Genomic DNA, 19,873 nt, shown 5'->3' on the forward strand with positions numbered 1-19,873 from the left:
GCATGGCACCGCACCTATCGTCTCGGCACGTGAGTTCTTTGGGGCGCAAGGCGCTGCTGCTGATGATCCCGCTCAACCTCCTGCTGACGGTGTGGGTCTGGATCGGCCGCCTCGTCTTCGGGGTGTTCGGCTGGTTCGGCCTCGTGCTCGCCCCGGTCGCCCTGGTGCTCCTGATCGCGCTGCTCGTCACCACGATCCTGGCCTTCACCCAGGAGGGCCGCCCGCGGGCGCTCACCGGCTTCCAGGCCGGCGCCCAGGTCGTCACCTGGCTCGGCATGCTCGTCTTCGGCACGTTCCTGCCCGACTTCGGCGACACCGAGGACAGCCACATCTCGCTGCTCACCCAGGCCTTCGGCCACGACGACGCGATGCTCAGCCTCAGCTACACCATCGCGCTCGTCGCGGCCCTGGTCACCGTCGTCGCCTACGTCGTGCTGCTGGTCTCGCTGACCGCGGCACGGCGCAAGGCGACGGCCGCCGTCCCCGCGTAGGGGACGACGGCCGTCGGGGGTGGTGCAGGTGCTCAGCTCAGGTTGAGCGCGGCGTCGTCCACGACGAAGCTGGTCTGGAGCGAGGCGTCCTCGACTCCGGAGAAGCTCAGCGTGAACGTGGTGCCGGCGAGCGACGAGACGTCGAACGAGCGGAGCTGGTAGCCCGCGGCCGCGTTGGCGTTGGAATACGTCGCCAGCGTGGTCGAGCCGGCCTTGACGGTCAGCTTGTCGTAGGCCGTCGAGCCGGACTCGGCGGTGTCGATGTGCAGGTAGAACGAGTACGTCCCCCGGCACCCGGCCGGGATGGTGACCGACTGGGACAGCGTGTCCGTGTGGGTCGCGCCGTAGCCGTTCATCCAGGCCTTCCAGCTGCCCGCGTGGGCGGCCTCACCGGTGCTGCTGTCCACGACGCCGGCCGAAGCGGTCCACGGGGTGGCCACGCCGGTCTCGAAGCCGGGGTTGCCGATGAGCTGGCCCGTGCAGCCGCCGCCGCCACCGGTGGAGCAGGTCGGGTCGCCGGCCTGCGCCGGCACGCTGACCGCGTCCCACGCCGCCTTGACGGTGTTGAACTCGGTGCAGGAGCCCGGGTAGAGGTTCTTGGCCGCGGTGAGCGTCCAGGTGCGGTACTTCAGGTACGACGACGTCGACGTCTTCATCAGCATCGCGTTGTACATGATCTTGGCGGCCTTCTGGATGCCCAGACCCGTGATCGAGCTGCTGTTGCAGGTCGGGCTGGTCGGCTGGCCGTCGGTGGGACTGGTGCCCTCGGCGAGCAGGTAGAACCAGTGGTTTCCCGGGCCGGCCGCGGCGTGCACCTCGGCGGTCGGGATCGTGGAGTCGTAGCAGTTCTTGTCGCCGGCCAGCGACGGGTTGTACATGTAGCGGATCGGGCCGGAGCCGACCAGGTTGACCTGCTCGCCGACGGTGTAGTCGGGCCGGTCGGTCGCGTTGTTGGCGTACCACTCGGTGGCGGCGCCGAACGTGTCGGCCACGAACTCCTGGGTGCCGTTGCCGGAGATGCCACCGGGGGTGGTGTCATCTACGCCGTGGCCGAACTCGTGGGCGACCACGTCGATCGAGCCGATCCACTTGCCGCCGGTCTGGGTGTGACCGACCTGGACCTGCGTGCCGTCGTAGTAGGCGTTGACGTCGGCGAGGCCAACGCGGATCGGGACCCAGCCGCCGGAGCCGTTCATGCCGCTGCGGCCGTCCCAGGCCGACAGCATCTGGCGCTCCTGCTCGGCGGCGTAGAACGCGTCGACGCAGCCGGTCTCGCGGCTGGTCGCGTTGCCGTTGCCCCACAGGTCGTCGGTGCCGGAGAACGTCACGTTGGTGGCGGCGTCCTGGCAGACCAGGGTGGCGGCGTTGCTGTTCTTCATCGAGTACGTCGATCCCGACAGCGTCGTCGGGATCGTGACGGTGCCGGCGTAGGCCGACGTGCCCGTCCCCTCGGCGACGTGCTCCTTGGTCGCGAGCACCGTGCCGGTGAGGGCGTCGACGTACACCGTGAGGCGCGAGACCTCGCCGTTGCGGGTGCCGTTGACGGTGGTCTCCCAGGCAAGGCGGGAGGTGTCCCGCTGGAGGACGACGAGGCGGGTGGCCTCGAGGGTGGCGTCCTTGACCTGGTGGGCCGAGGTGGCGCGGGCGGCGCCCTTGCCGATGGTGGGGGTCACGGAGGAGAGCTGGGTGGCGTGCGTCTGGGCGACGCTGGTGCCCAGCACCTTGCCGGCCGAGTCCGTCCGGACCACGAAGTCGCCGCCGACGACCGGGAGGCCGCGGTAGGAGCGCTCGTAGGGGACGTACTGCAGCCCGCTGGAGGACTGCACGGGCAGGGCCCGGAAGGTGTCGTACTTGCTGGCGTGCAGCGCGGGCGGGGTGCCCTTGACGAAGCTGCTCGCCGACTGTGCGGCCAGGGCCTTGGAGTCCTGGTGTGCTGCCTGGTTGAGGGTTGCTGCCTGGCCACCGGTTGGTGCCGACACCACCGCCACCGCCGAGATGAGGGCTGCTGTAAAGCCCCCAGCGACGCGTCTCTTCACTCGATCTCCTCAGTTCAGGGCTCACGAACGAGCCCACCTTCAATGGATGAGATTTGGCTCGGCTCGGAAACACACACAGAACTTCAACCCGAGAACGTGAACCGCGCGAACTCTTGCGCCGCGCGGTGGGCATGGTCAACGGATTCGACGTGCACGAAAGTGCACTGCAGGAACCTGCAGAAGTCGCGCCCGAACCTTTCGGCCGTATCGCGGCGTGTTGTGGGCGGGAGGACCATCAGGTCGGGAGGCGAGATGCGCAACGACGGCGAGGTGACCGAGTTCAGCGAGTTCGCCCACGCCTGCGCCCCGTCGCTGCTGCGCACGGCCTACCTCGTGGCGGGCGACCACCAGCTCGCCCAGGACCTCCTCCAGGAGGCGCTCGTGAAGACGCTGCTCGCGTGGCCACGGCTGCACGACCGGGACAACCTCGAGGCCTACACCCGGCGGATCATCGTCACCACCTCGATCTCGTGGCGTCGTCGCCGCTCCTTCCACGAGCGCCCCACAGAGGCGCTCCCCGAACGTCCCGGAACCGACCCGACCCAGGCTCTGGTCGACCACGAGGCCGTCATCGCGGCACTGCGCGCCCTGGCGCCGCGGCAGCGTGCGGCGATCGTGCTCCGCTACTACCAGGACCTCACCGAGGCCCAGACCGCCGAGGCCATGGGCTGCTCGATCGGCGCGGTCAAGAGCCAGGTCTCGGTGGGCCTGACCCGGCTCCGGGCCTCGCTCGGTCCGACCTTCGAGGCGGCCGGGACCACGGAAAGTGAGGCGACGGCATGAACCAGCCGCTGGGTGACCTGCTGCGTCGTGCCGCCGACGCCGCGTCCGACCCCCGGGTGGACGTGGGCGAGCTGGTGGCCCGGGCCCATCTCCACCGCCGCCGTCGTCGGGTCGCGGTGCTCGCCGGCACGGCCGCCCTGGTCGCGGTGGTCGCCTCGACCCCGTTCGTCCTCGGGGACGACTCCGCCGGGCACCCGTCGCCCGCCCCCTCCCCCTCTCCCACCGTGGTGGACCCGTCGCCCGGCCACGTCCGCCCGCTCGTGTACGCCGAGGGCTCGACGGTCCACGTGGGCGACAGATCGGTCGACGCCGGCGCGACCGTGTGGACGCTCGACGTCACCGACGACGGGGCCGTCTGGGTGACCGAGGACAGCGACGACGACCCGTGGAGCGACCCCGTGTGGTTCAGCGACGGCTCGACGCCGGTCGAGATCGGCCGGATCCCCACGGAGCACTACAGCCGGTACGACCTCCACACCGCGGGGTCCGGCTCGCTCGTGGTGTGGCCGGACGCGACCACGGGGTCGGTGGGCGACCAGACGCGCTTCGTCGTCTACGACTCCTCACGCCGCGAGGTCGTGGCCAGGATCCCGTTCGTCGGCCGGCACGACGTGTTCCTGCACGTCGACACGGACCACGTCTACTTCAACCCCGACCCGGGCCGACCGGGTTGCTGGGTCGTGGACCTCCAGGACCTCCACCCGTGCGCCGACCCGCACCTCTTCCGCCACGACGTCGCGGCGGGGCGGACCACGGAGATCACCCGGTCGGCGATGGACGCCGAGCTCGTCGCCGGGGGCCGGATCTTCACCGCGCGCACGCGGGACGGGGCGGTCGTGCTCGACGACAGCCCACAGCTCGCGCAGCATGGCCGACGACTCGTGGCCGACGGCGTGCGTCTCCGGCTGCGGGTGCCGCCGGGCTACCGGGTGCCCGGCGACGTACCGGAGCTCAACCAGGTGTCCTACTGGCTCGACGACGACACGGTCGTGGTCACGGCCGGCGACAGCGCCGGCGACGTCCCGCCCACGCGTGGCGACATGCTCGTGTGCCACCTCCCCGACGGGGACTGCCGGGTGGCCCAGCGCGACGTCACCCTGGTGGCTCGATGACCGTCACTGCTTGGCGGCGGCGACCTGCAGCAGCGTGGTGCCCGAGCACGTCTCGGAGCTCCTGATGGCCCACGTGCCCGCGTAACCGTTGCCGGACCAGGTGGCCTCGGCGTCGTCGTGCTCGGCCTCACCCTGCGTCGCCACGAACCCGGCGTCCTCGAGATCGTGCTGCATGAAGGGCAGCACCTCCTCGAAGTCCGAGCCCACCTGGGCGGTCACGGCCAGGCCACCACCCGGCACCTCCTCGGTCGCGGTGACCACCGTGCCCGGCGGGAAGGGCCAGTCCGTCGGGAAGGTGCCGTCACTGGGGACGGACGCCGGAGACAGGCTCTGCATGCACGCGGGTCCCGGGTCGGCCGCCCCCTCCGAGTCGCCACCGCACGCGGACAGGAGCGTCAGGCCCAGCGTCACCAGGACCCCGGCGACGCCGGGCCTGACGGTCCCCGTCATCGGTCGTACTTCGCGAACAGCGTCCTGCCCGACAGCTGCCGCAGGATCGCGCCGTGGTTGACCAGCCCGTTGTCCGACACCTTGTCGCTCGCGACGCAGTCGCTGGCCTTGTCCAGGGCCGGGCTCACGCAGCCGTCGGCGAATCCGACCATCACGTGGCCGGTCCGGTCGATGGTGATGCCCTCGAAGTCGAGCAGGTTGCGGCAGGGGTTGCTGCCGCCGGAGTTCCAGACGCAGCCGCGCTGCACCGGGTCGTGGGGCGTCGCGTTGACCATCGTCCACGTCGCGCCGCGGTCGTAGGTCGTGGCGACGTAGAGGTGCCAGGCGCCGCCGGTGAAGGTCTTGCCGTCGGCGGACTTGCCGAAGGACGCCGCCTGGGTCGAGCCCGGGGTCTTCGTGCCGAGGAACGCGACCGACGCGCGGTTGCCGTCGCCGGCCACCACCATCGCGAACTCGGTGTTGCGGATGCCGGCGAGGCTGCCGATGTTGAGGTTGCGCGTCCAGGTCTTGCCGTGGTCACGCGAGATTGCGACGCGCGCCTCACCCGTGCCGTCGGCGTAGGAGACGTAGAGCGTGTTGTCCTTGCCGATGCCGACGTAGGGGTCGGACTGACCCGCGATGCTGCCCGGGATGGTGCGGACCTTCCACGTCTGTCCTCCGTCGCGCGAGACCGAGACGCCCTGGCGGTTGCCGCAGATCGCGTTGGGGACGTACGCCGTGCCGTCGGGGCCGACCTGCACGTGGCCGTGGATGCCCGAGCACTCGGTGCTCCACAGCGCCACGGGCGAGCCGAAGCTGACACCGCCGTCGTCGCTGCGCGAGCAGTAGGCCTTGCCGAGCAGCAGGGCCCCGCCCTGGCTGCAGTAGTAGACCGCGTGCGGGTAGCTCCCGGACATGCCCTGCGGGTAGGGGCCGCCGCCGATGGTCTGGTGGTCGAAGCCGTTGATGCCGGTGCCGCAGCCCTCGGAGGGCGTGGCGGGCGTGGCGAAGTCGTCGTCGGAGTAGGCCGTCGCGGAGCAGGCCAGGTAGAGCTGGCTGACGATCGTGCGGCCGGTGGTGTGGTCGGTCCACCCGATCGGGTCGAGCGAGATCTTGTTCGACGGGTCGGTCGGGTCGGTGTTGACGTTCTCCCAGGCCGAGGTGCGCGCCTTGTCGTCGAACGTGACGACGTACTCGTCGGTGTTGGAGGTGAAGAGCGTGTTGCCCGACTTCCAGTTGCTGCCGATGCTGGGCTCGCCCGCGTTGTCGGCGACTCCGGCCGGGGCACTGAACTGGTGGTAGGTCGGCGCCGTGGCCTTCGAGGTCGCGACCTTGCCCGGCTTGATCGTGTACGCCGTCGCCGAGCCGGTGTAGACGGTGCCGGTCGGCGGGTTCTGGAAGGCGCAGACCAGCACGTTGTAGGTGCCGGGAGTGCGGGAGGTGACGTTGATGCCCTCGAGGTTCTGCGACCCGTCGGAGGCTGCGACCAGCTTGCCGTCGGGGCCGTAGAGGTACATCGCGAGGTCGTTGGTGGTGTTGGCGCCGGCGTCATCGGTCCACTTCACCGAGAAGCGCACGAGCGTCTCGTAGCCCTGCGGCAGGTTCTTCGGGAAGGACACGTGCACCTGGTGCTGGCTGTTGAGGCTGGGGTTCGCGGGGTCGCAGGCACCGGTCGGGTCGTCGATGCCGACCTGGCCCCACACCAGACCGGAGTTGCCGTTGTTGAACGGCGCGTTGCCGTGCCACGCGGTCCTGACGTGTCCCGGCGACGACGGCACCGTGATGGTGGAGGCGTCGATCGAGGCCGGGGCGGACGGGGCGATCGCCATGAAGCCTGCGGAGGCGGCGAGCGCCACACCCCCGACGAGCAAGCGGCGCTGAAGAAGAGACATGCGGAGGTCCTTCGCAAGGCGGGCGACGTCACCGACGGATGGGGTGAGCCACTGGATGCTGGCACAACGACGCCGTGGCCGCGGGGTTATCGCCGGCGTGGACCAGTGGTTCAGAGGCGCTCGATGATCGTCACGTTTGCCTGGCCGCCGCCCTCGCACATGGTCTGCAGTCCGTAGCGACCGCCGGTCCGCTCGAGCTCGCCCAGGAGCGTGGTCATCAGGCGGGTGCCGGTGGCGCCGATCGGGTGGCCCAGGGCGATGCCGCCGCCGTTGACGTTGACCTTCTCGTGGGGCACGTCGAGCTCCCGCATCCAGGCGAGCACGACGGACGCGAAGGCCTCGTTGCACTCGAAGAGGTCGATGTCGTCGACCGTGAGGCCGGTGCGCTCGAGGGCGTGACGGGTGGCGCGGATCGGCCCGGTGAGCATCCAGACCGGGTCGTCGGCGCGGACCGAGAGGTGGTGGATGCGCGCCCGCGGGGTCAGGCCGTGGTCGCGGACGGCCCGCTCGGACGCGATCAGCATCGCGGTCGAGGCGTCGCAGATCTGGCTGGCCACCGCCGCGGTGATCCGGCCGCCCTCGGCCAGTGGCTGGAGCATCGCCATCTTCTCCAGGCTCGTCTCGCGGGGGCACTGGTCGGTGGCGAACACGACGCCGTCGGGCAGAGGCACGGGCTCGATCTCGCGGACGAACCGGCCCTCGGCGATCGCCGTACGCGCCCGGTCGTGGGAGGCCAGCGCGAACGCCTCCATGTCCTCGCGGGAGATGTCCCACTTCTCCGCGATCATCTCCGCCGAGCGGAACTGGCTGACCTCCTGGGCGCCGTACCGCGCCCGCCAGCCGGGCGACTCCGCGAACGGCGTGGAGAAGCCGTAGGACTGGCCGGCCAGCATGGCGGCCGAGATCGGGATGGCCGACATGTTCTGCACTCCCCCGGCGACGACGAGGTCCTGCGTGCCGGACATGACGCCCTGCGCGGCGAAGTGCACGGCCTGCTGCGACGAGCCGCACTGCCGGTCGATGGTGACGCCGGGGACGTGGTCGGGCAGCCCGGCGACCAGCCAGGCCGTGCGGGCGACGTCGCCGGCCTGGGAGCCGATGGTGTCGCAGCACCCGAGGACGACGTCGTCGACGGCGCCCGGGTCGATGCCCGTACGGCGCACGAGCGCGCCGATCGTGTGGGCCGCGAGGTCGGCCGAGTGCATCCCGGCCAGCGCTCCCCCGCGCTTGCCGACCGGCGTGCGTACGGCGTCGACGATGTAGGCCTCAGGCACGGGTGCCCCCTTCGGTGATCGAGCTTGTCGAGATCCCGTCCAGGAGGATGCGGAGGTACTGGTCGGCGACGTCCTCGTGCGAGAGCGAGCCGCCCGGGCGGTACCACCGGACCGCGACCCAGACGGTGTCGCGGATGAAGCGGTAGGTCAGCTCGATGTCGAGGTCCGCGCGGAGCGCACCGGACTTGACGCCCTCGGTGAGCAGCGTGATCCAGACGTCGCGGGACTGGGCGTTGCGCTCGGCGAGGTAGGCGAACCGGTCGAAGCCGCCGAGGTAGTCGGCCTCGTTCTGGAAGATCGCGACCTCGTACCGGTGCTCGTGGATCGCCCGGAAGGACAGCCGCACCGCCTGCTCGATCTTGGTGCGCGCGTCGGCGTCGCTCTTGAGGACTGCGTCGTAGTCGGCGAAGAGCTGCTCCTGGAAGGACGACAGGATCTCGTCGACCATCGACTCCTTGGAGTCGAAGTGGTGGTAGAGGCTGCCGGACAGGATCCCCGACGCCTCGGCGATGTCGCGGACCGTCGTGTTCTTGAAGCCCTTCTCCGCGAACAGCCCGGCGGCGATCCCGAGCAGTTCGTCCCGCCTAGGCATGCTGACTGCTCACGGAGACGACCTCACCGGTGAGGTACGACGCATAGTTACTGGCCAGGAACACCATCACGTTGGCAACCTCCCACGGCTCGGCCGCGCGGCCGAACGCCTCCCGCTGCATGAGCTCGTCGAGCAGCTCGTCGGACGTGACCTTGGCCAGGAACGGGTGCATGGCCAGGCTCGGGCTGACCGCGTTGACCCGGATGCCGTGCGGCGCGAGGTCCAGGGCCGAGCAGCGGGTCAGCGCCATCACGCCGGCCTTCGCGGCCGCGTAGTGCGCCTGGCCCTCCTGGGCCCGCCAGCCGATCACCGAGGCGTTGTTGACGATCACGCCCCGCTTGCCCGCCGCGACCATCCGCTGCCCGGCCGCCCGCACGCAGCGGAACGTGCCGGTCAGCGTGATGTCGAGGACCCGCAGCCACTCCTCGTCGGTCATCTCCAGAACGTTGGCCGTGCCGCCGAGCCCGGCGTTGTTGACCATGATGTCGACCCCGCCGAGGTCGTCGGCCGCGTCGAGCAGCGCGCCCACCTGGGCCTCGTCGGTGACGTCGCAGACCAGCTGCCGCACGCGGTCCGCGCCGAACTCCGCGGCCAGGGTCCCCTCCGCCTCGGCCAGCCGGCGCTCGTGGGTGTCGCTGAAGACGACCGCCCGGGCGCCCTCCTCGAGCGCGCGGCGTACGACGGCGGCGCCGATGCCCGCGCCGGCCGCGGCGGTCACGACGACCACCTTGCCGGCGAGCAGGTCGTGGCCGGGCACGTACGGGGGTGCGTGCTGGGGTGCGTGCTGGGGTGCGGTCATCCGCGGGCCTCCCGGGGTAGGCCGAGCACGCGCTCGGCGAGGATGTTGCGCTGGACCTCGTCGCTGCCGCCGTAGATCGTGTCGGCGCGGGAGAAGAGATAGAGCCGCTGCCACTCGTCGAGCTCGTACGTCGCCCCCGGCCGCGCGGTCAGGCCGGCCGGACCCAGGACGTCCATCGCGAGCTCGCCGAGGCGCTGGTGCCAGCCCGCCCAGACCAGCTTGGCGATCGAGTCCGCTCCGGCCGGACGATCCGTGCCGCCGAGGGAGCGCAGGGCGTTGAGCCGGATCACCTCGAGCTCGACGGTGGCGCGGGCGAGACGGTCGCGGACCACCGGGTCGTCGAGGGTGCCGTTGCCGCGCGCGACCTCGACGAGCCCGCGGAGCTCGCGGGAGAACCCCACGATCTGGCCGAGCACGGACACGCCGCGCTCGTGGCCGAGCAGCGACATCGCCACCGCCCAGCCGCGGCCGGGTTCGCCGACGACGAGGTCGGCGCCGGTGCGGGCGCCGGTGAAGAAGACCTCGTTGAACTCCGAGCCGCCGGTCAGCTGCTCGATCGGCCGGACCTCGACGCCCTCCTGGTCGATCGGCACCAGCAGGAACGACAGCCCCTCGTGGCGCCGTGACCCCGGCTCGGTGCGTGCGAGCACGAAGATCCAGTCGGACTCGTGGGCATTGGACGTCCACACCTTCTGGCCGTCGAGGACCCACTGCCCTTCGGTGGTCGAGCTTGCCGAGACCAGACGCGCCTTCGTCTGCACGTTGGCCAGGTCCGACCCGGCGCCGGGCTCGGAGTAGCCCTGGCACCAGAGCTCCTCGACGGCGCGGATCCTCGGCAGGAACCGCTCCTGCTGGGCGGGCGTGCCGTGCTCGACCAGGGTCGGGCCGAGCAGCTCCTCACCGAGGTGGTTGACGCGCGCGGGCGCGTCGGCCCGGGCGTACTCCTCGTGGAAGATCACCTGCTGCCACAGGCTCAGCCCACGGCCCCCGTGCTCGGTCGGCCAGCCCAGGCAGGTCCAGCCGTGCGCGGCGAGGTGCCGGTTCCAGGCGAGCCGCTCGTCGTGCGCCTCGTGGTCGCGGCCGGCCCCGCCGAGGCCCCGGAGCGCGGCGTACTCCCCGCTCAGGTGCTCCTCGAGCCAGGCCCGCACCTCGGCGCGAAAAGCCTGGTCCGCCTCGGAGTAGGTCAGGTCCACGGGTGGTAGCCTACCAAGCAAATGCTTGGTACGCGCACGTTGCCCGCCCTGCTCCGCTCCGCCGCGGAGCGTTTCGGCGACCACCCGGCCTATGTCGAGGAGGGGCGCACGCTCTCCTACGCCGGGCTGCTCGAGCGGGTCGAGGCGACGGCCGCGGCGTACGTCGACGCCGGCGTCCGCGCCGGCGACCGCGTCGTTCTGTGGGGACCCAACAGCACCGCGTGGGCGATCGCCGCGCTCGCCGTCTCGTACGCCGGCGGGGTGCTGGTCCCGGTCAACTCCCGCTACGTCGGGCCAGAGGTCGCCGACGTCGTGGCCCGCACCCATGCTGCGCTCGTCGTCCTCCACGACGGCTTCCTCGGCCGCGACCAGCGACGGGAGCTCGCCGACGCGGGCACAAAGCCCCCCGTGGTCGACCTGCACGAGGTGACCGATCTCGACAGGCTCGATCACCGGCCTGGTGACAGGGACTTCCCGCAGCCCGGGCCCGACGACGTTGCCGACATCCTCTTCACCTCCGGCACGACCGGCCGGTCCAAGGGCGCGATGAGCGCCCACCGGCAGACGATCGGCGTGGCCGACGCGTGGGCGACGCTCGGTGGCGTGACGGCCGAGGACCGCTACCTCGTGGTCAACCCGTTCTTCCACTCCTTCGGCTACAAGATCGGGATCGTGGTCGGGCTGCTGACCGGCGCGACCCTCTACCCCGTGCCGGTCTTCGACGTCGAGGCCACGATGCGGCTGATCGAGTCCGAGCGGATCACGTTGCTGCCCGGCGCGCCCACGATCTACCAGTCCCTGCTGGCCGCGCCGGGCCGCGCCGACCACGACCTCTCCTCCCTGAGGCTGGCGGTGACGGGCGCCGCCGTCGTACCCGTGGTCCTGATCGAACGGATGAGACAGGAGCTCGGCATCGACCACGTGGTCACGGCGTTCGGGATGACCGAGGCCGTGGTCGTGACGATGTGCCGCGAGGACGACTCCGCCGAGACCGTGGCGACCACGTGTGGGCGTGCGATCCCCGGCATGGAGACGCGGATCGGCGACGAGGGCGAGCTGTTGGTCCGCGGCGACCACGTGATGCTCGGCTACCTCGACGACCCGGCCGCCACCGCCGCGGCGATCGACGCCGACGGCTGGCTGCACACCGGCGACGTCGGCACCCTCGACGAGGCCGGCAACCTGACCATCACCGACCGGCTCAAGGACATGTACATCTCCGGCGGCTTCAACGTCTATCCCGCCGAGGTCGAGCAGGTGCTGGCCCGGATGGACGGCGTGGCGGACGTCGCGGTCGTGGGCGTGCCCGACGACCGGCTCGGCGAGGTCGGCACGGCGTACGTGGTGGCCTCGGCGGGCTCGACCACCGAGGCGGACGTGCTCGCGTTCGCCCGGGAGCGGCTGGCCAACTTCAAGGTGCCGCGGCACGTCGAGGTGGTCGACGCGCTGCCGCGCAACCTGTCCGGCAAAGTGCTGAAGACCGAGCTGAGGAAGCGATGGACCTGACCCTCTCCGAGGCCGAGCTCGCGTTCCGCGAGGAGGCGCGCGCCTGGCTGGCGGCCAACGTGCCCCCCGAGCCGCTGCCCTCGATGGACACGGCCGACGGGTTCCGCGCCCACCAGGCGTGGGAGGCGCGCCTCGCCGAGGCACGGTGGTCGGTGGTGTCGTGGCCCGCGGCGTACTCCGGTCGCGAGGCCTCCCTCGTCGAGTGGGTGCTCTTCGAGGAGGAGTACTACCGCGCCGGTGCGCCCGGTCGGGTGTCGCAGAACGGCATCTTCCTGCTCGCCCCGATCCTGTTCGAGCACGGGACGCCGGATCAGCAGGAGCGGTTCCTGCCCACCATGGCCACCGGAGAACGGATCTGGGCGCAGGCGTGGTCCGAGCCCGAGGCCGGCTCCGACCTGGCGTCGCTGCGCTCGACCGCCAGTCGCGTGGAGGACGGCTGGCTGCTCAACGGGCAGAAGACGTGGTCGTCGCGGGCGGCCTTCGCCCACTGGGGATTCGGCCTGTTCCGCTCCGACCCCGAGGCCCAGCGGCACGCGGGACTGACGTACTTCCTCTTCCCGCTGGACGCCGACGGCGTGACGGTCCGTCCGATCGCGCAGCTCGACGGCGAGGCCGGCTTCGCCGAGATCTTCTTCGAGGACGTCTTCGTCCCCGACGGCGACGTGCTGGGGGCACCCGGCGACGGCTGGCGGGTCGCGATGAGCACCGCCGGCAACGAGCGCGGACTCTCCCTGCGCTCCCCCGGCCGGTTCTGCGCCGCCGCCGACCGGCTGGTCCATCTCCATCGATCGGTGGCTGAGGAGGTTGCGCAGCAACCGTCTCGAAGCCGCGTGGCCGACGCCTGGATCAGGGCGCAGGCCTACCGGCTCTACACGTGGGGCACGGTCACCCGGCTGGCCGAGGGTGGCGACATCGGCGCCGACGGGTCGGTCAACAAGGTCTTCTGGTCCGAGCTCGACATCGCGCTGCACGAGACCGCACTCGACCTGCTCGGGCCGGACGCCGAGGTGGAGTCGGCCTGGCTCGACGGCTACACGTTCGCCCTGTCCGGCCCGATCTACGCCGGCACCAACGAGATCCAGCGCAACATCGTGGCCGAGCGGATCCTCGGCCTGCCCAAGGAACCGCGGGGCGAGTCCAAGGGAGCGGGTCGATGAGGTTCGCGCTCACCGACGACCAGCGCGACTTCGCGGCCTCGCTGGAGGCGCTCCTCGCCTCCTCCGACACCGTCGCGGTCGCCCGCGCCTGGGCCGACGGTGACAGCGGACCCGGGCTCAAGCTCTGGGCCCGACTGGCCGAGCAGGGCGTGACGTCGCTGGCCACCGAGGCGAGCCCCGTCGAGCTGGTGATCGCCTTCGAGGCGCTCGGCCGCCACGCCGTGCCCGGCCCCTGGGTCGAGTCCGCGGCGTACCTCCCCCGGGCCCTCGGCCACGAGGTCGACGGAATCGGGACGGTCGCCGTGCCGCCGCACCTGCCCTGGGCGCTCGATGCCGACGTCGCCGACCAGGTGTACGTCGGCAGCACGCCGGCCGGGGCCGTCGGCCAGATGCGGGTCTCGGTCGACCGGACCCGGCGGCTGTTCGAGGTCGCTTCGTCGGTCGAGCCTGCCGAGACCAATCGGGACGCGTTCGACCTCGCCGTCCTGGCCACCTCGGCGCAGTTGCTGGGCTGTGGCGAGCGGCTGCTCGCCGACTCGGTGGTCTACGTGAAGCAGCGCCGGCAGTTCGGTCGCGAGATCGGCTCCTACCAGGTGATCAAGCACCGGCTGGCCGACGTGCACATCGCGCTGGCGTTCGCCCGCCCGCTCGTCTTCGGCGCCGCGCTCGGGGAGGTGCCGGCCTCGGCGGCCAAGGTGGCGTGCGCGGACGCGGCGTACCTCGCCTCGCGCACGGCGCTCCAGGTGCACGGCGCCGTCGGCTACACGCAGGAGCTCGACCTGAGCCTCTGGATCACCAAGGTCCGCGCGCTCGTGAGTGCGTGGGGGACGCCGGCCCACCACCGCGCGGCCGTGCTGGCGGGGCTCTGATGAAGTTCGCGCTGACACCGGAGCAGGCGGAGCTCGCGACGACCGTCCGGTCGTTGCTGGGCAAGCGCGGAGACGCCCGGGTGGCGACGTACGACGAAGCGTTGTGGCAGACCTTGTGCGAGCAGATCGGCGTGGCCGGGCTGGGGATCCCTGAGGAGTACGGCGGAGCGGGGTTCACGTTCTTCGAGTCGCTCGTCGCGCTCGAGGAGGTCGGCCGGTCGCTGGTGCCGTCGCCCCTGCTGTCGTCGCTCGTGACGTCCGAGGCGCTGCTGGCGGGTGGGTCGGAGGAGGCCCGGGCGCGGCTCCTCCCGCGGCTCGCCGCGGGCGAGGTGGGGACGTTCGTCGAGGGGGCGGACGCGCGGGACGTGCTCGACGGCGATCTCGCCTCCGTGCTGGTCGTGGCCTCCGGCGATGACCTGTTCGAGGTCGACCCCGCCGCCGCCGAGCGGACGTGGACGCCGACGATGGACGAGACGATCCGGCTGGCGACGGTGCACTGCGACCCTGCCACCGCCAACCCGATCGGTGACGGTGGCGCCGCGCGGTCGCGTGCTGCCCTGGTCGGCGCCGTGGGGGTCGCGGCCCTCCAGACCGGACTGGCCGCGCGCGCCCTCGACATGACGGTGGCCTACAGCAAGGAACGGGTGCAGTTCGGGCGCCCGATCGGGTCGTTCCAGGCGCTCAAGCACCGGATGGCCGACCTGCTCGTGCTCGTGGAGATGTCGCGGTCGGCGTCGTGGGCCGCGTCGTACGCCGTGGCCACGCATGCTCCCGACGCCGAGCGGCTGGCCCACGTCGCCAAGGCCTACTGCTCGGACGCGCTCGCCCGGGTCGCCGCCGAGACGGTCCAGATGCACGGCGGGATCGCGATCACGTGGGAGCACGACGCCCAGCTGGTCTTCAAGCGGGCGCACGCGCTCGGGCAGCTGTTCGGGTCGGCGGCCTCGCACCGGGCCCTCGTGGAGCTCTGACCTCCGGCAGTCATCGAGGGCCACGCAACGTCCACAGGCATCCCCCGGACAAGCCCTCGCCGCCGGCCTGTGGAGATCAAGCCAGCGCTCTCGACGCCCCCTGTTGTGCTCGAAGCTCCCAGCCGACAGGAGCCACCATGACCGCAACAACCCGGCACGAGCACAACCCGCACGAGCGCCCCACCTGGATCGTCCAGAGCGTGTTCTGCAACGAACGCCCGTGGACCGACTTCGCCTACACGATCGGGCTCGCCGACCGCGGCGTGGCCGAGCTGCACCTCCGCTGCCAACCCAGCCTGGGCGACGACCCCGCTCCCGACTGGCGGTTCAGCGCCCAGGACATGTGTCGCATCCTCAACGAGATCGCCTTCCGACTGCTCGAGGGTCGTGTTGCCGTGGGTGACTCATGGACCCATGAGTACGACGACGGCCTGGCCCGGGTCACCTTCCAGCTCGACCCGCCGGAGGATCGTGAAGACCTCGAGGCGTTCGGAACGGACGCCGGGGCGACCGTTCTGCCCGTGCGCTGGTCGCTCGAGCGCACACCGCGCGGCCCGCGCACGGCTCTGACGACTGAGGAGCGGGCACGCCTCCGAATCCAGCTCAAGCCTCTGCGTGACGGCTCGAGGTCCGCAAGGATCCCCGGGGTGTGGCGATCGACCGGACGCGCATCCTTCGACCCCTCCCAGCGCTACGGCCCCCGCACGCCCCTCGTGCTCGCGCGAGCTGGCCAGATCTGGTCCGCGGACGAAGAGACGCTGGCGGGCTTCCTCACCCTCGCGTTCGACGTCGAGATGGGCGGCAAGGCGATCTGGCCAGCGGTCGTGGCCGCCTCCGCCGGACGCCCCCTTGGCCTCGACGACGCGGTCGAGGAGCTTCGTCAGGACGTGATCCGCACGGTCGGGGCGTCGCACCCCGGGCGCACGACCGACACCTGGGCCCGCACCGTGGACCTGTTGCTCGGCGACGACGCCGCAGATCAGCTGGAGCGCGACCGCTTCAGCGATGCCCTGACCCGGCTGTTCGCCGATGCCTTCCTGTCGGCCCTGGCAGCTGAAGTGCTGGGCGAGGACGCCGGGACGAGGGTGCGGCTCGCGGGCCTCGGACCGTGGTTGTCCGCGACCTTGCCCGAGGGCACACCGCCGGGCACCGAGTGGCTGGCGAGCGGTGAGGTGATCGCGGCGGCCGAACGCCTTGTCGACGGATTGGCGCCGCTCCAGAGGATCGCAGTGGCAGCCCGCCACGCCATCTCCTACGAGGAGGACCCTGAGTACGCGCGCGTCGTGGACATGCTCATGGGTTGGGCCGTGACGTCCGCTGCCTGCGCACCGGTCATCTCAGGCACGTCGCGTTGGTGGTCGTCTTGCCTGACCTCGGCGCTCACGCACCGGATGCGGCTCTCGCCCGACGAGGTCGAGGTGTTCGCGCGTTCGGCCGCCGACCTCGCGCCCGAGCTCCTCGACCTCCTCCACAGCCCCATCTGAATGAGCGCGCGAGCAGGGGGTTTCACCGGAACTGGGTGAGGGACAGGACGTTCCCGTCGGGATCGGCGAACCACGCGACACGATCGCCGTTCGGGGTTGTCCACACGCCGTGGGCGTCCTGCCCCATGCCGTCGTAGCGAGCGAATGCGACCCCGCGGGATTCCAGTCGCGCGACGATCTCACTGATGTCCATCACCCGCCAGCCGAGCACGGTGTAGCCCGGGTGGGCGACCTCGGCGACGGCCGTGACGCGCAGCATCGTGCCATGGGCATCGAACACGCATGCGTACGCGCTCTCATCGACAACGGGGAGCCCCAGCGTGGCCTCGTAGAAGGAACGGGCCCTAGCCAGGTCCGTCGTCGAAGCGAAAGCAATCACGTCGCTGGCTGCTAACACGGTGGACCCCTCCGTCGGCACAGGCTGGCAATCGAGTGTGTCGCATCAACGCCTCGCTCGGCAGTCGACTCCCGGCAGGGAAGTTCGACGCACGAGAGTGCTTGTCGTTCGAACGTCTGTTCGATACAATGAGTCATGGCTCTCGGACCCGTCGACGCTCCCGGTGACATCCTCACTGCGGCCGAGCGCGCGCTCCGGGCCAAGCGCGCCGCCGAGGCCGAGATCCTGTGTCTGGCCGTCGCCTGGGCCGACCAGCACCCGGGCGAGACCATCGGACAGTTCGGTTACACGCCGCGCGGCGGCGAGCAGGCGGTCCGGATGGGTGGTGAGGGCACGCCCGAGGTCGCCGACCTCTGCCCCGCCGAGCTCGGCCTGAGCCTGGAGATCCATCCCATCGCCGCGCGCCACCTGATCGCGGACGCGCTCGACCTTCGGCATCGGCTACCCAGCTTCTGGACCGCCGTCGTCCACCACCTCGCGATGCCCGACTGGGTGGCCCGCAAGGTCGCGTCCCTCACGCGTGGCCTGACGTCGCTGCAAGTCGCCGAGGTCGACCGCGCCCTGGCCGACGTCGCCGCCACCCTGCCGCCGTCACGGCTGCTCCGCACCGTCGAGGCGATGGTGCTGGCCGCCGACAACGAGACGGCCGACCGCGAGCGCGAGGGAGCCACTGACACCCGCTTCGCCACCCTCGACCGCGAGCCGAAGGCCGGCAACCGTCACCTCTACGCCCGGCTCGAGGACACCGACGCGCTGGCCCTCGACGCGACGATCTCCCGCGTCGCCGAGCTGCTGGCCGCCGAGGGCGACGAGGCGGCGATCGACGTACGTCGCTCCAGAGCGCTGGGCATCCTTGCCAACCCCGAGCACGCGTCCGAGCTGCTCGCGGGTCGCCGCCCGTCGACACCACACGGTGCCCCGGCCGTCCTCTACCTCCACCTGACCGAGACCGACTTCACCCGCGACGCGGACGGGGTCGCCCGCTTCGAGCAGGACGGCCCGATCACGCTGGCCCACGCGCGCCACATCCTGGGTCACCGGCACGTCACCATCAAGCCGGTCATCGACCTCACCCAGGAGCTCTCGTCCGACGCCTACGAGTTCACCGGCTCCCTGCGTGAGGCGGTGCTGCTGCGCACGCCGGCCGACTGCTTCCCCTACGCCGTGGCCACCACCGGCCGCCGCGACGTCGACCACTCCGTCCCCTTCGACCCGCACGGCCCTCCCGGACAGACCAACACCGGCAACGGCGGCCCGTTGACCCGACATCACCACCGCATCAAGACCCATGGCCGGATGAGCGTGCGGCAACCCTGGCCCGGCCTCTACGTCTGGCGCACACCTCACCGCCGCTACCGCGTGACCGACCACCGCGGCACCCGCACGATCTCGACCCACATCGGCGACTGTCTCTTCGACGGCGACGACATCACGCAGGGACTCGCGCTGCTCGTCCTCGACGCGCTCTGATCACGCCACGGGTCAGCGCGCGCTCTCCTCGACCAGGAGGATCCGGTTGCCGTCGGGGTCGCGGAAGTACGCCATCGGCGGCACCGGGCCTTCACCACCCATCACGTCCTCGAACTCGACCCCGCGCGAGCCCAGCTCCGCCATCGCCGCCTCGAGGTCGGGCGTGTCGAAGCCGAACGGCGACCTGCCACCGGGCTGCGGGTCGTCCTCGCCCATCGGCGGGACGAGGGCTATCACGGTGTAGGCGCCCGCTGGAGCCACCTCGACCCACCGGAAGCCCTCGCCGAACTCCGTGTCCGTGCGCACCTCGAAGCCCAGCTTGTCGCGGTAGAACGCGAGTGCGCGATCCTGATCCGTCACCGCGAGATAGACGGTGCCCACACCGGGGATGTGCTGGCCGGAGGCGGTCATGCGGATGCTCCCATCGAGTCGGAGCTGTCCACCCTAGCCAGCCGAGACTGGGGCAGACTGGCCGCATGACGCAGCCGGTGCAGGTGTTCCGACTCGACGACCTCGTCGCCGCCGACCCGACGCCGGGGATGGAGCGCAAGCTCGCGTTCGAGCTCCCGATGCTCTGGGCCGGCCAGGTCGTCACCGCCCCCGGCGCGGTCTCCGGCTGGCACCACCACGACGTCAACGAGTCCAGCCTCTACGTCGTCTCGGGCATCCTGCGGCTCGAGTTCGAGGGGTACGAGGGTCACCTCGACGCCCACGCCGGCGACTTCGTCCACGTCCCGGCGTTCACGGTCCACCGCGAGAGCAACCCGACCGACCTGCCGTCGCTCGCCGTGATCGCACGCGTCGGCGGCGGGATCCCCACGGTCAACGTCGACCGCTGATTCGGTCCCTTGTCTCTGGTTCTCCTCAAGGGTCCCGCAGGCCTCCCCCAAGGTTCGCCCTAGTCCCTTGTTGAGGTGGGACCCGCTTGCAAGTCTTCTCTCGTGGGGGCCGGAACACCGGTTCTGGAGCCCGGACCAGGAAGTGAGCACCATGAAGACCGCAACCGACATGCACTCCGTCGCGAATCCACGTCGCGTGACCTGGTCCGGGCAACCCCGCAACACCCAGGGCTGATCGCCCACCCAGACCCCGAGCGCCCGGTGTTCGGCCCGGACATGACCCCCGTGCATGTCCGACCGACACCGGGCGTTCGGCATGTCCGGGCCGACCCTGTGTCACGCCAGGCGCTTGATCCTCGCCATCATGGGGATGCTCGGAAAGTTCTCCGATCGAACCCGCTCGAGCAACAGCTCGACATACACGGGTACGTCCTCCGGCGTGAGTAGCTCCTCGATCCAGTTGAGCATGGTGGACGACGGGAAACGCTCCTCGCCGACCTTGGCGAGGAGCGCCTCGAGCATCTCGGCGCGCACGTCGTAGTCGTTGTTGTTCGGCATGGGTTCCTCCAGGGTCGGTCG

General features: G+C 71.1%; 20 protein-coding genes. 10 read left to right on the forward strand and 10 right to left on the reverse strand.

The features are described from left to right. Positions 1–29: 29 nt before the first annotated feature. Positions 30–491: a hypothetical protein gene (locus tag FB382_RS09585; RefSeq protein ID WP_182538691.1), complete on the forward strand. Its 462-nt coding sequence runs from the start codon at positions 30–32 to the stop codon at positions 489–491. A 32-nt stretch (positions 492–523) separates the two neighbouring features. On the opposite strand, the gene FB382_RS09590 is transcribed toward FB382_RS09585, so the two are convergent. Then, a complete protein-coding gene (locus FB382_RS09590; RefSeq protein WP_343055543.1) occupies positions 524–2,527 on the reverse strand; it encodes a M4 family metallopeptidase in 2,004 nt (667 codons plus the stop codon). A 252-nt stretch (positions 2,528–2,779) separates the two neighbouring features. Here FB382_RS09590 and FB382_RS09595 point away from each other — a divergent pair, with 252 nt between their 5' ends. Next, the gene (locus tag FB382_RS09595) at positions 2,780–3,310 is read left to right on the forward strand and encodes a SigE family RNA polymerase sigma factor (RefSeq protein ID WP_182538693.1); all 531 of its coding nucleotides are present in this window, start codon (positions 2,780–2,782) and stop codon (positions 3,308–3,310) included. Then, entirely contained in the window at positions 3,307–4,422 is a 1,116-nt protein-coding gene (locus tag FB382_RS09600; protein ID WP_182538695.1) for a hypothetical protein, read from the forward strand. The genes FB382_RS09595 and FB382_RS09600 overlap by 4 nt, the downstream gene beginning before the upstream one ends. Positions 4,423–4,425: 3 nt before the next feature. Here FB382_RS09600 and FB382_RS09605 read toward each other — a convergent pair whose 3' ends face one another. The 6 genes from FB382_RS09605 to FB382_RS09630 form a co-directional block, all read right to left on the reverse strand. Continuing rightward, positions 4,426–4,872, reverse strand: coding sequence for a hypothetical protein (locus FB382_RS09605; protein ID WP_182538696.1), 447 nt, complete (start codon positions 4,870–4,872; stop codon positions 4,426–4,428). Then, a complete protein-coding gene (locus FB382_RS09610) occupies positions 4,869–6,743 on the reverse strand; it encodes a glycoside hydrolase (RefSeq protein WP_182538698.1) in 1,875 nt (624 codons plus the stop codon). Before FB382_RS09610 ends, FB382_RS09605 begins: the two co-directional genes overlap by 4 nt. Positions 6,744–6,853: 110 nt before the next feature. Further along, complete coding sequence (locus FB382_RS09615) at positions 6,854–8,017, reverse strand: acetyl-CoA C-acetyltransferase (protein WP_182538700.1); 1,164 nt, start codon at positions 8,015–8,017, stop codon at positions 6,854–6,856. After that, positions 8,010–8,609: a TetR/AcrR family transcriptional regulator gene (locus FB382_RS09620; RefSeq protein ID WP_182538702.1), complete on the reverse strand. Its 600-nt coding sequence runs from the start codon at positions 8,607–8,609 to the stop codon at positions 8,010–8,012. The genes FB382_RS09615 and FB382_RS09620 overlap by 8 nt, the downstream gene beginning before the upstream one ends. After that, the gene (locus FB382_RS09625) at positions 8,602–9,408 is read right to left on the reverse strand and encodes an SDR family oxidoreductase (protein ID WP_182538704.1); all 807 of its coding nucleotides are present in this window, start codon (positions 9,406–9,408) and stop codon (positions 8,602–8,604) included. Before FB382_RS09625 ends, FB382_RS09620 begins: the two co-directional genes overlap by 8 nt. After that, positions 9,405–10,601 (reverse strand): acyl-CoA dehydrogenase family protein, encoded by a 1,197-nt coding sequence (locus FB382_RS09630; protein ID WP_182538706.1) that lies wholly within the window; start codon positions 10,599–10,601, stop codon positions 9,405–9,407. Before FB382_RS09630 ends, FB382_RS09625 begins: the two co-directional genes overlap by 4 nt. A gap of 21 nt (positions 10,602–10,622) precedes the next feature. Between FB382_RS09630 and FB382_RS09635 the strand changes: the two genes are divergently transcribed. The 5 genes from FB382_RS09635 (at position 10,623) to FB382_RS09655 (ending at position 16,588) form a co-directional block, all read left to right on the forward strand. Continuing rightward, positions 10,623–12,107, forward strand: coding sequence for a FadD3 family acyl-CoA ligase (locus tag FB382_RS09635; RefSeq protein WP_182538708.1), 1,485 nt, complete (start codon positions 10,623–10,625; stop codon positions 12,105–12,107). Continuing rightward, positions 12,098–13,264 (forward strand): acyl-CoA dehydrogenase family protein, encoded by a 1,167-nt coding sequence (locus FB382_RS09640; protein ID WP_182538710.1) that lies wholly within the window; start codon positions 12,098–12,100, stop codon positions 13,262–13,264. The genes FB382_RS09635 and FB382_RS09640 overlap by 10 nt, the downstream gene beginning before the upstream one ends. Continuing rightward, positions 13,261–14,133 (forward strand): acyl-CoA dehydrogenase family protein, encoded by an 873-nt coding sequence (locus tag FB382_RS09645; protein ID WP_182538712.1) that lies wholly within the window; start codon positions 13,261–13,263, stop codon positions 14,131–14,133. The genes FB382_RS09640 and FB382_RS09645 overlap by 4 nt, the downstream gene beginning before the upstream one ends. Next, the gene (locus FB382_RS09650; RefSeq protein ID WP_182538714.1) at positions 14,133–15,104 is read left to right on the forward strand and encodes an acyl-CoA dehydrogenase family protein; all 972 of its coding nucleotides are present in this window, start codon (positions 14,133–14,135) and stop codon (positions 15,102–15,104) included. The genes FB382_RS09645 and FB382_RS09650 overlap by 1 nt, the downstream gene beginning before the upstream one ends. Positions 15,105–15,367: 263 nt before the next feature. Continuing rightward, the gene (locus FB382_RS09655) at positions 15,368–16,588 is read left to right on the forward strand and encodes a hypothetical protein (protein ID WP_182538716.1); all 1,221 of its coding nucleotides are present in this window, start codon (positions 15,368–15,370) and stop codon (positions 16,586–16,588) included. A gap of 22 nt (positions 16,589–16,610) precedes the next feature. Here FB382_RS09655 and FB382_RS09660 read toward each other — a convergent pair whose 3' ends face one another. Further along, positions 16,611–16,985 (reverse strand): VOC family protein, encoded by a 375-nt coding sequence (locus FB382_RS09660; RefSeq protein WP_182538718.1) that lies wholly within the window; start codon positions 16,983–16,985, stop codon positions 16,611–16,613. A 135-nt stretch (positions 16,986–17,120) separates the two neighbouring features. Here FB382_RS09660 and FB382_RS09665 point away from each other — a divergent pair, with 135 nt between their 5' ends. After that, positions 17,121–18,455, forward strand: coding sequence for a 13E12 repeat family protein (locus FB382_RS09665; RefSeq protein ID WP_182538720.1), 1,335 nt, complete (start codon positions 17,121–17,123; stop codon positions 18,453–18,455). Positions 18,456–18,467: 12 nt separating this feature from the next. Here the strand turns inward: FB382_RS09665 and FB382_RS09670 are convergent, their stop codons facing one another. Beyond that, positions 18,468–18,866, reverse strand: coding sequence for a VOC family protein (locus FB382_RS09670; RefSeq protein ID WP_182538722.1), 399 nt, complete (start codon positions 18,864–18,866; stop codon positions 18,468–18,470). 65 nt (positions 18,867–18,931) lie between these two features. On the opposite strand from FB382_RS09670, the gene FB382_RS09675 reads away from it, so the two are divergent. After that, the gene (locus tag FB382_RS09675; RefSeq protein ID WP_182538724.1) at positions 18,932–19,294 is read left to right on the forward strand and encodes a cupin domain-containing protein; all 363 of its coding nucleotides are present in this window, start codon (positions 18,932–18,934) and stop codon (positions 19,292–19,294) included. A 336-nt stretch (positions 19,295–19,630) separates the two neighbouring features. Here FB382_RS09675 and FB382_RS09680 read toward each other — a convergent pair whose 3' ends face one another. Then, positions 19,631–19,852, reverse strand: a complete 222-nt coding sequence (locus FB382_RS09680) for a hypothetical protein (protein ID WP_182538726.1) — start codon at positions 19,850–19,852, stop codon at positions 19,631–19,633. Positions 19,853–19,873 lie beyond the last annotated feature (21 nt).

The organism is Nocardioides ginsengisegetis (assembly GCF_014138045.1).
Lineage (GTDB): Bacteria > Actinomycetota > Actinomycetes > Propionibacteriales > Nocardioidaceae > Nocardioides > Nocardioides ginsengisegetis.

Coding starts and splice junctions, on each gene's coding strand:
- FB382_RS09595 (WP_182538693.1), top strand. CDS start 2,780: ATGCGCAACGACGGCGAGGTGACCGAGTTCAGCGAGTTCGCCCACGCC.
- FB382_RS09600 (WP_182538695.1), top strand. CDS start 3,307: ATGAACCAGCCGCTGGGTGACCTGCTGCGTCGTGCCGCCGACGCCGCG.
- FB382_RS09605 (WP_182538696.1), bottom strand. CDS start 4,872: ATGACGGGGACCGTCAGGCCCGGCGTCGCCGGGGTCCTGGTGACGCTG.
- FB382_RS09610 (WP_182538698.1), bottom strand. CDS start 6,743: ATGTCTCTTCTTCAGCGCCGCTTGCTCGTCGGGGGTGTGGCGCTCGCC.
- FB382_RS09620 (WP_182538702.1), bottom strand. CDS start 8,609: ATGCCTAGGCGGGACGAACTGCTCGGGATCGCCGCCGGGCTGTTCGCG.
- FB382_RS09625 (WP_182538704.1), bottom strand. CDS start 9,408: ATGACCGCACCCCAGCACGCACCCCAGCACGCACCCCCGTACGTGCCC.
- FB382_RS09635 (WP_182538708.1), top strand. CDS start 10,623: ATGCTTGGTACGCGCACGTTGCCCGCCCTGCTCCGCTCCGCCGCGGAG.
- FB382_RS09640 (WP_182538710.1), top strand. CDS start 12,098: ATGGACCTGACCCTCTCCGAGGCCGAGCTCGCGTTCCGCGAGGAGGCG.
- FB382_RS09645 (WP_182538712.1), top strand. CDS start 13,261: ATGAGGTTCGCGCTCACCGACGACCAGCGCGACTTCGCGGCCTCGCTG.
- FB382_RS09650 (WP_182538714.1), top strand. CDS start 14,133: ATGAAGTTCGCGCTGACACCGGAGCAGGCGGAGCTCGCGACGACCGTC.
- FB382_RS09665 (WP_182538720.1), top strand. CDS start 17,121: ATGGCTCTCGGACCCGTCGACGCTCCCGGTGACATCCTCACTGCGGCC.
- FB382_RS09670 (WP_182538722.1), bottom strand. CDS start 18,866: ATGACCGCCTCCGGCCAGCACATCCCCGGTGTGGGCACCGTCTATCTC.
- FB382_RS09675 (WP_182538724.1), top strand. CDS start 18,932: ATGACGCAGCCGGTGCAGGTGTTCCGACTCGACGACCTCGTCGCCGCC.
- FB382_RS09680 (WP_182538726.1), bottom strand. CDS start 19,852: ATGCCGAACAACAACGACTACGACGTGCGCGCCGAGATGCTCGAGGCG.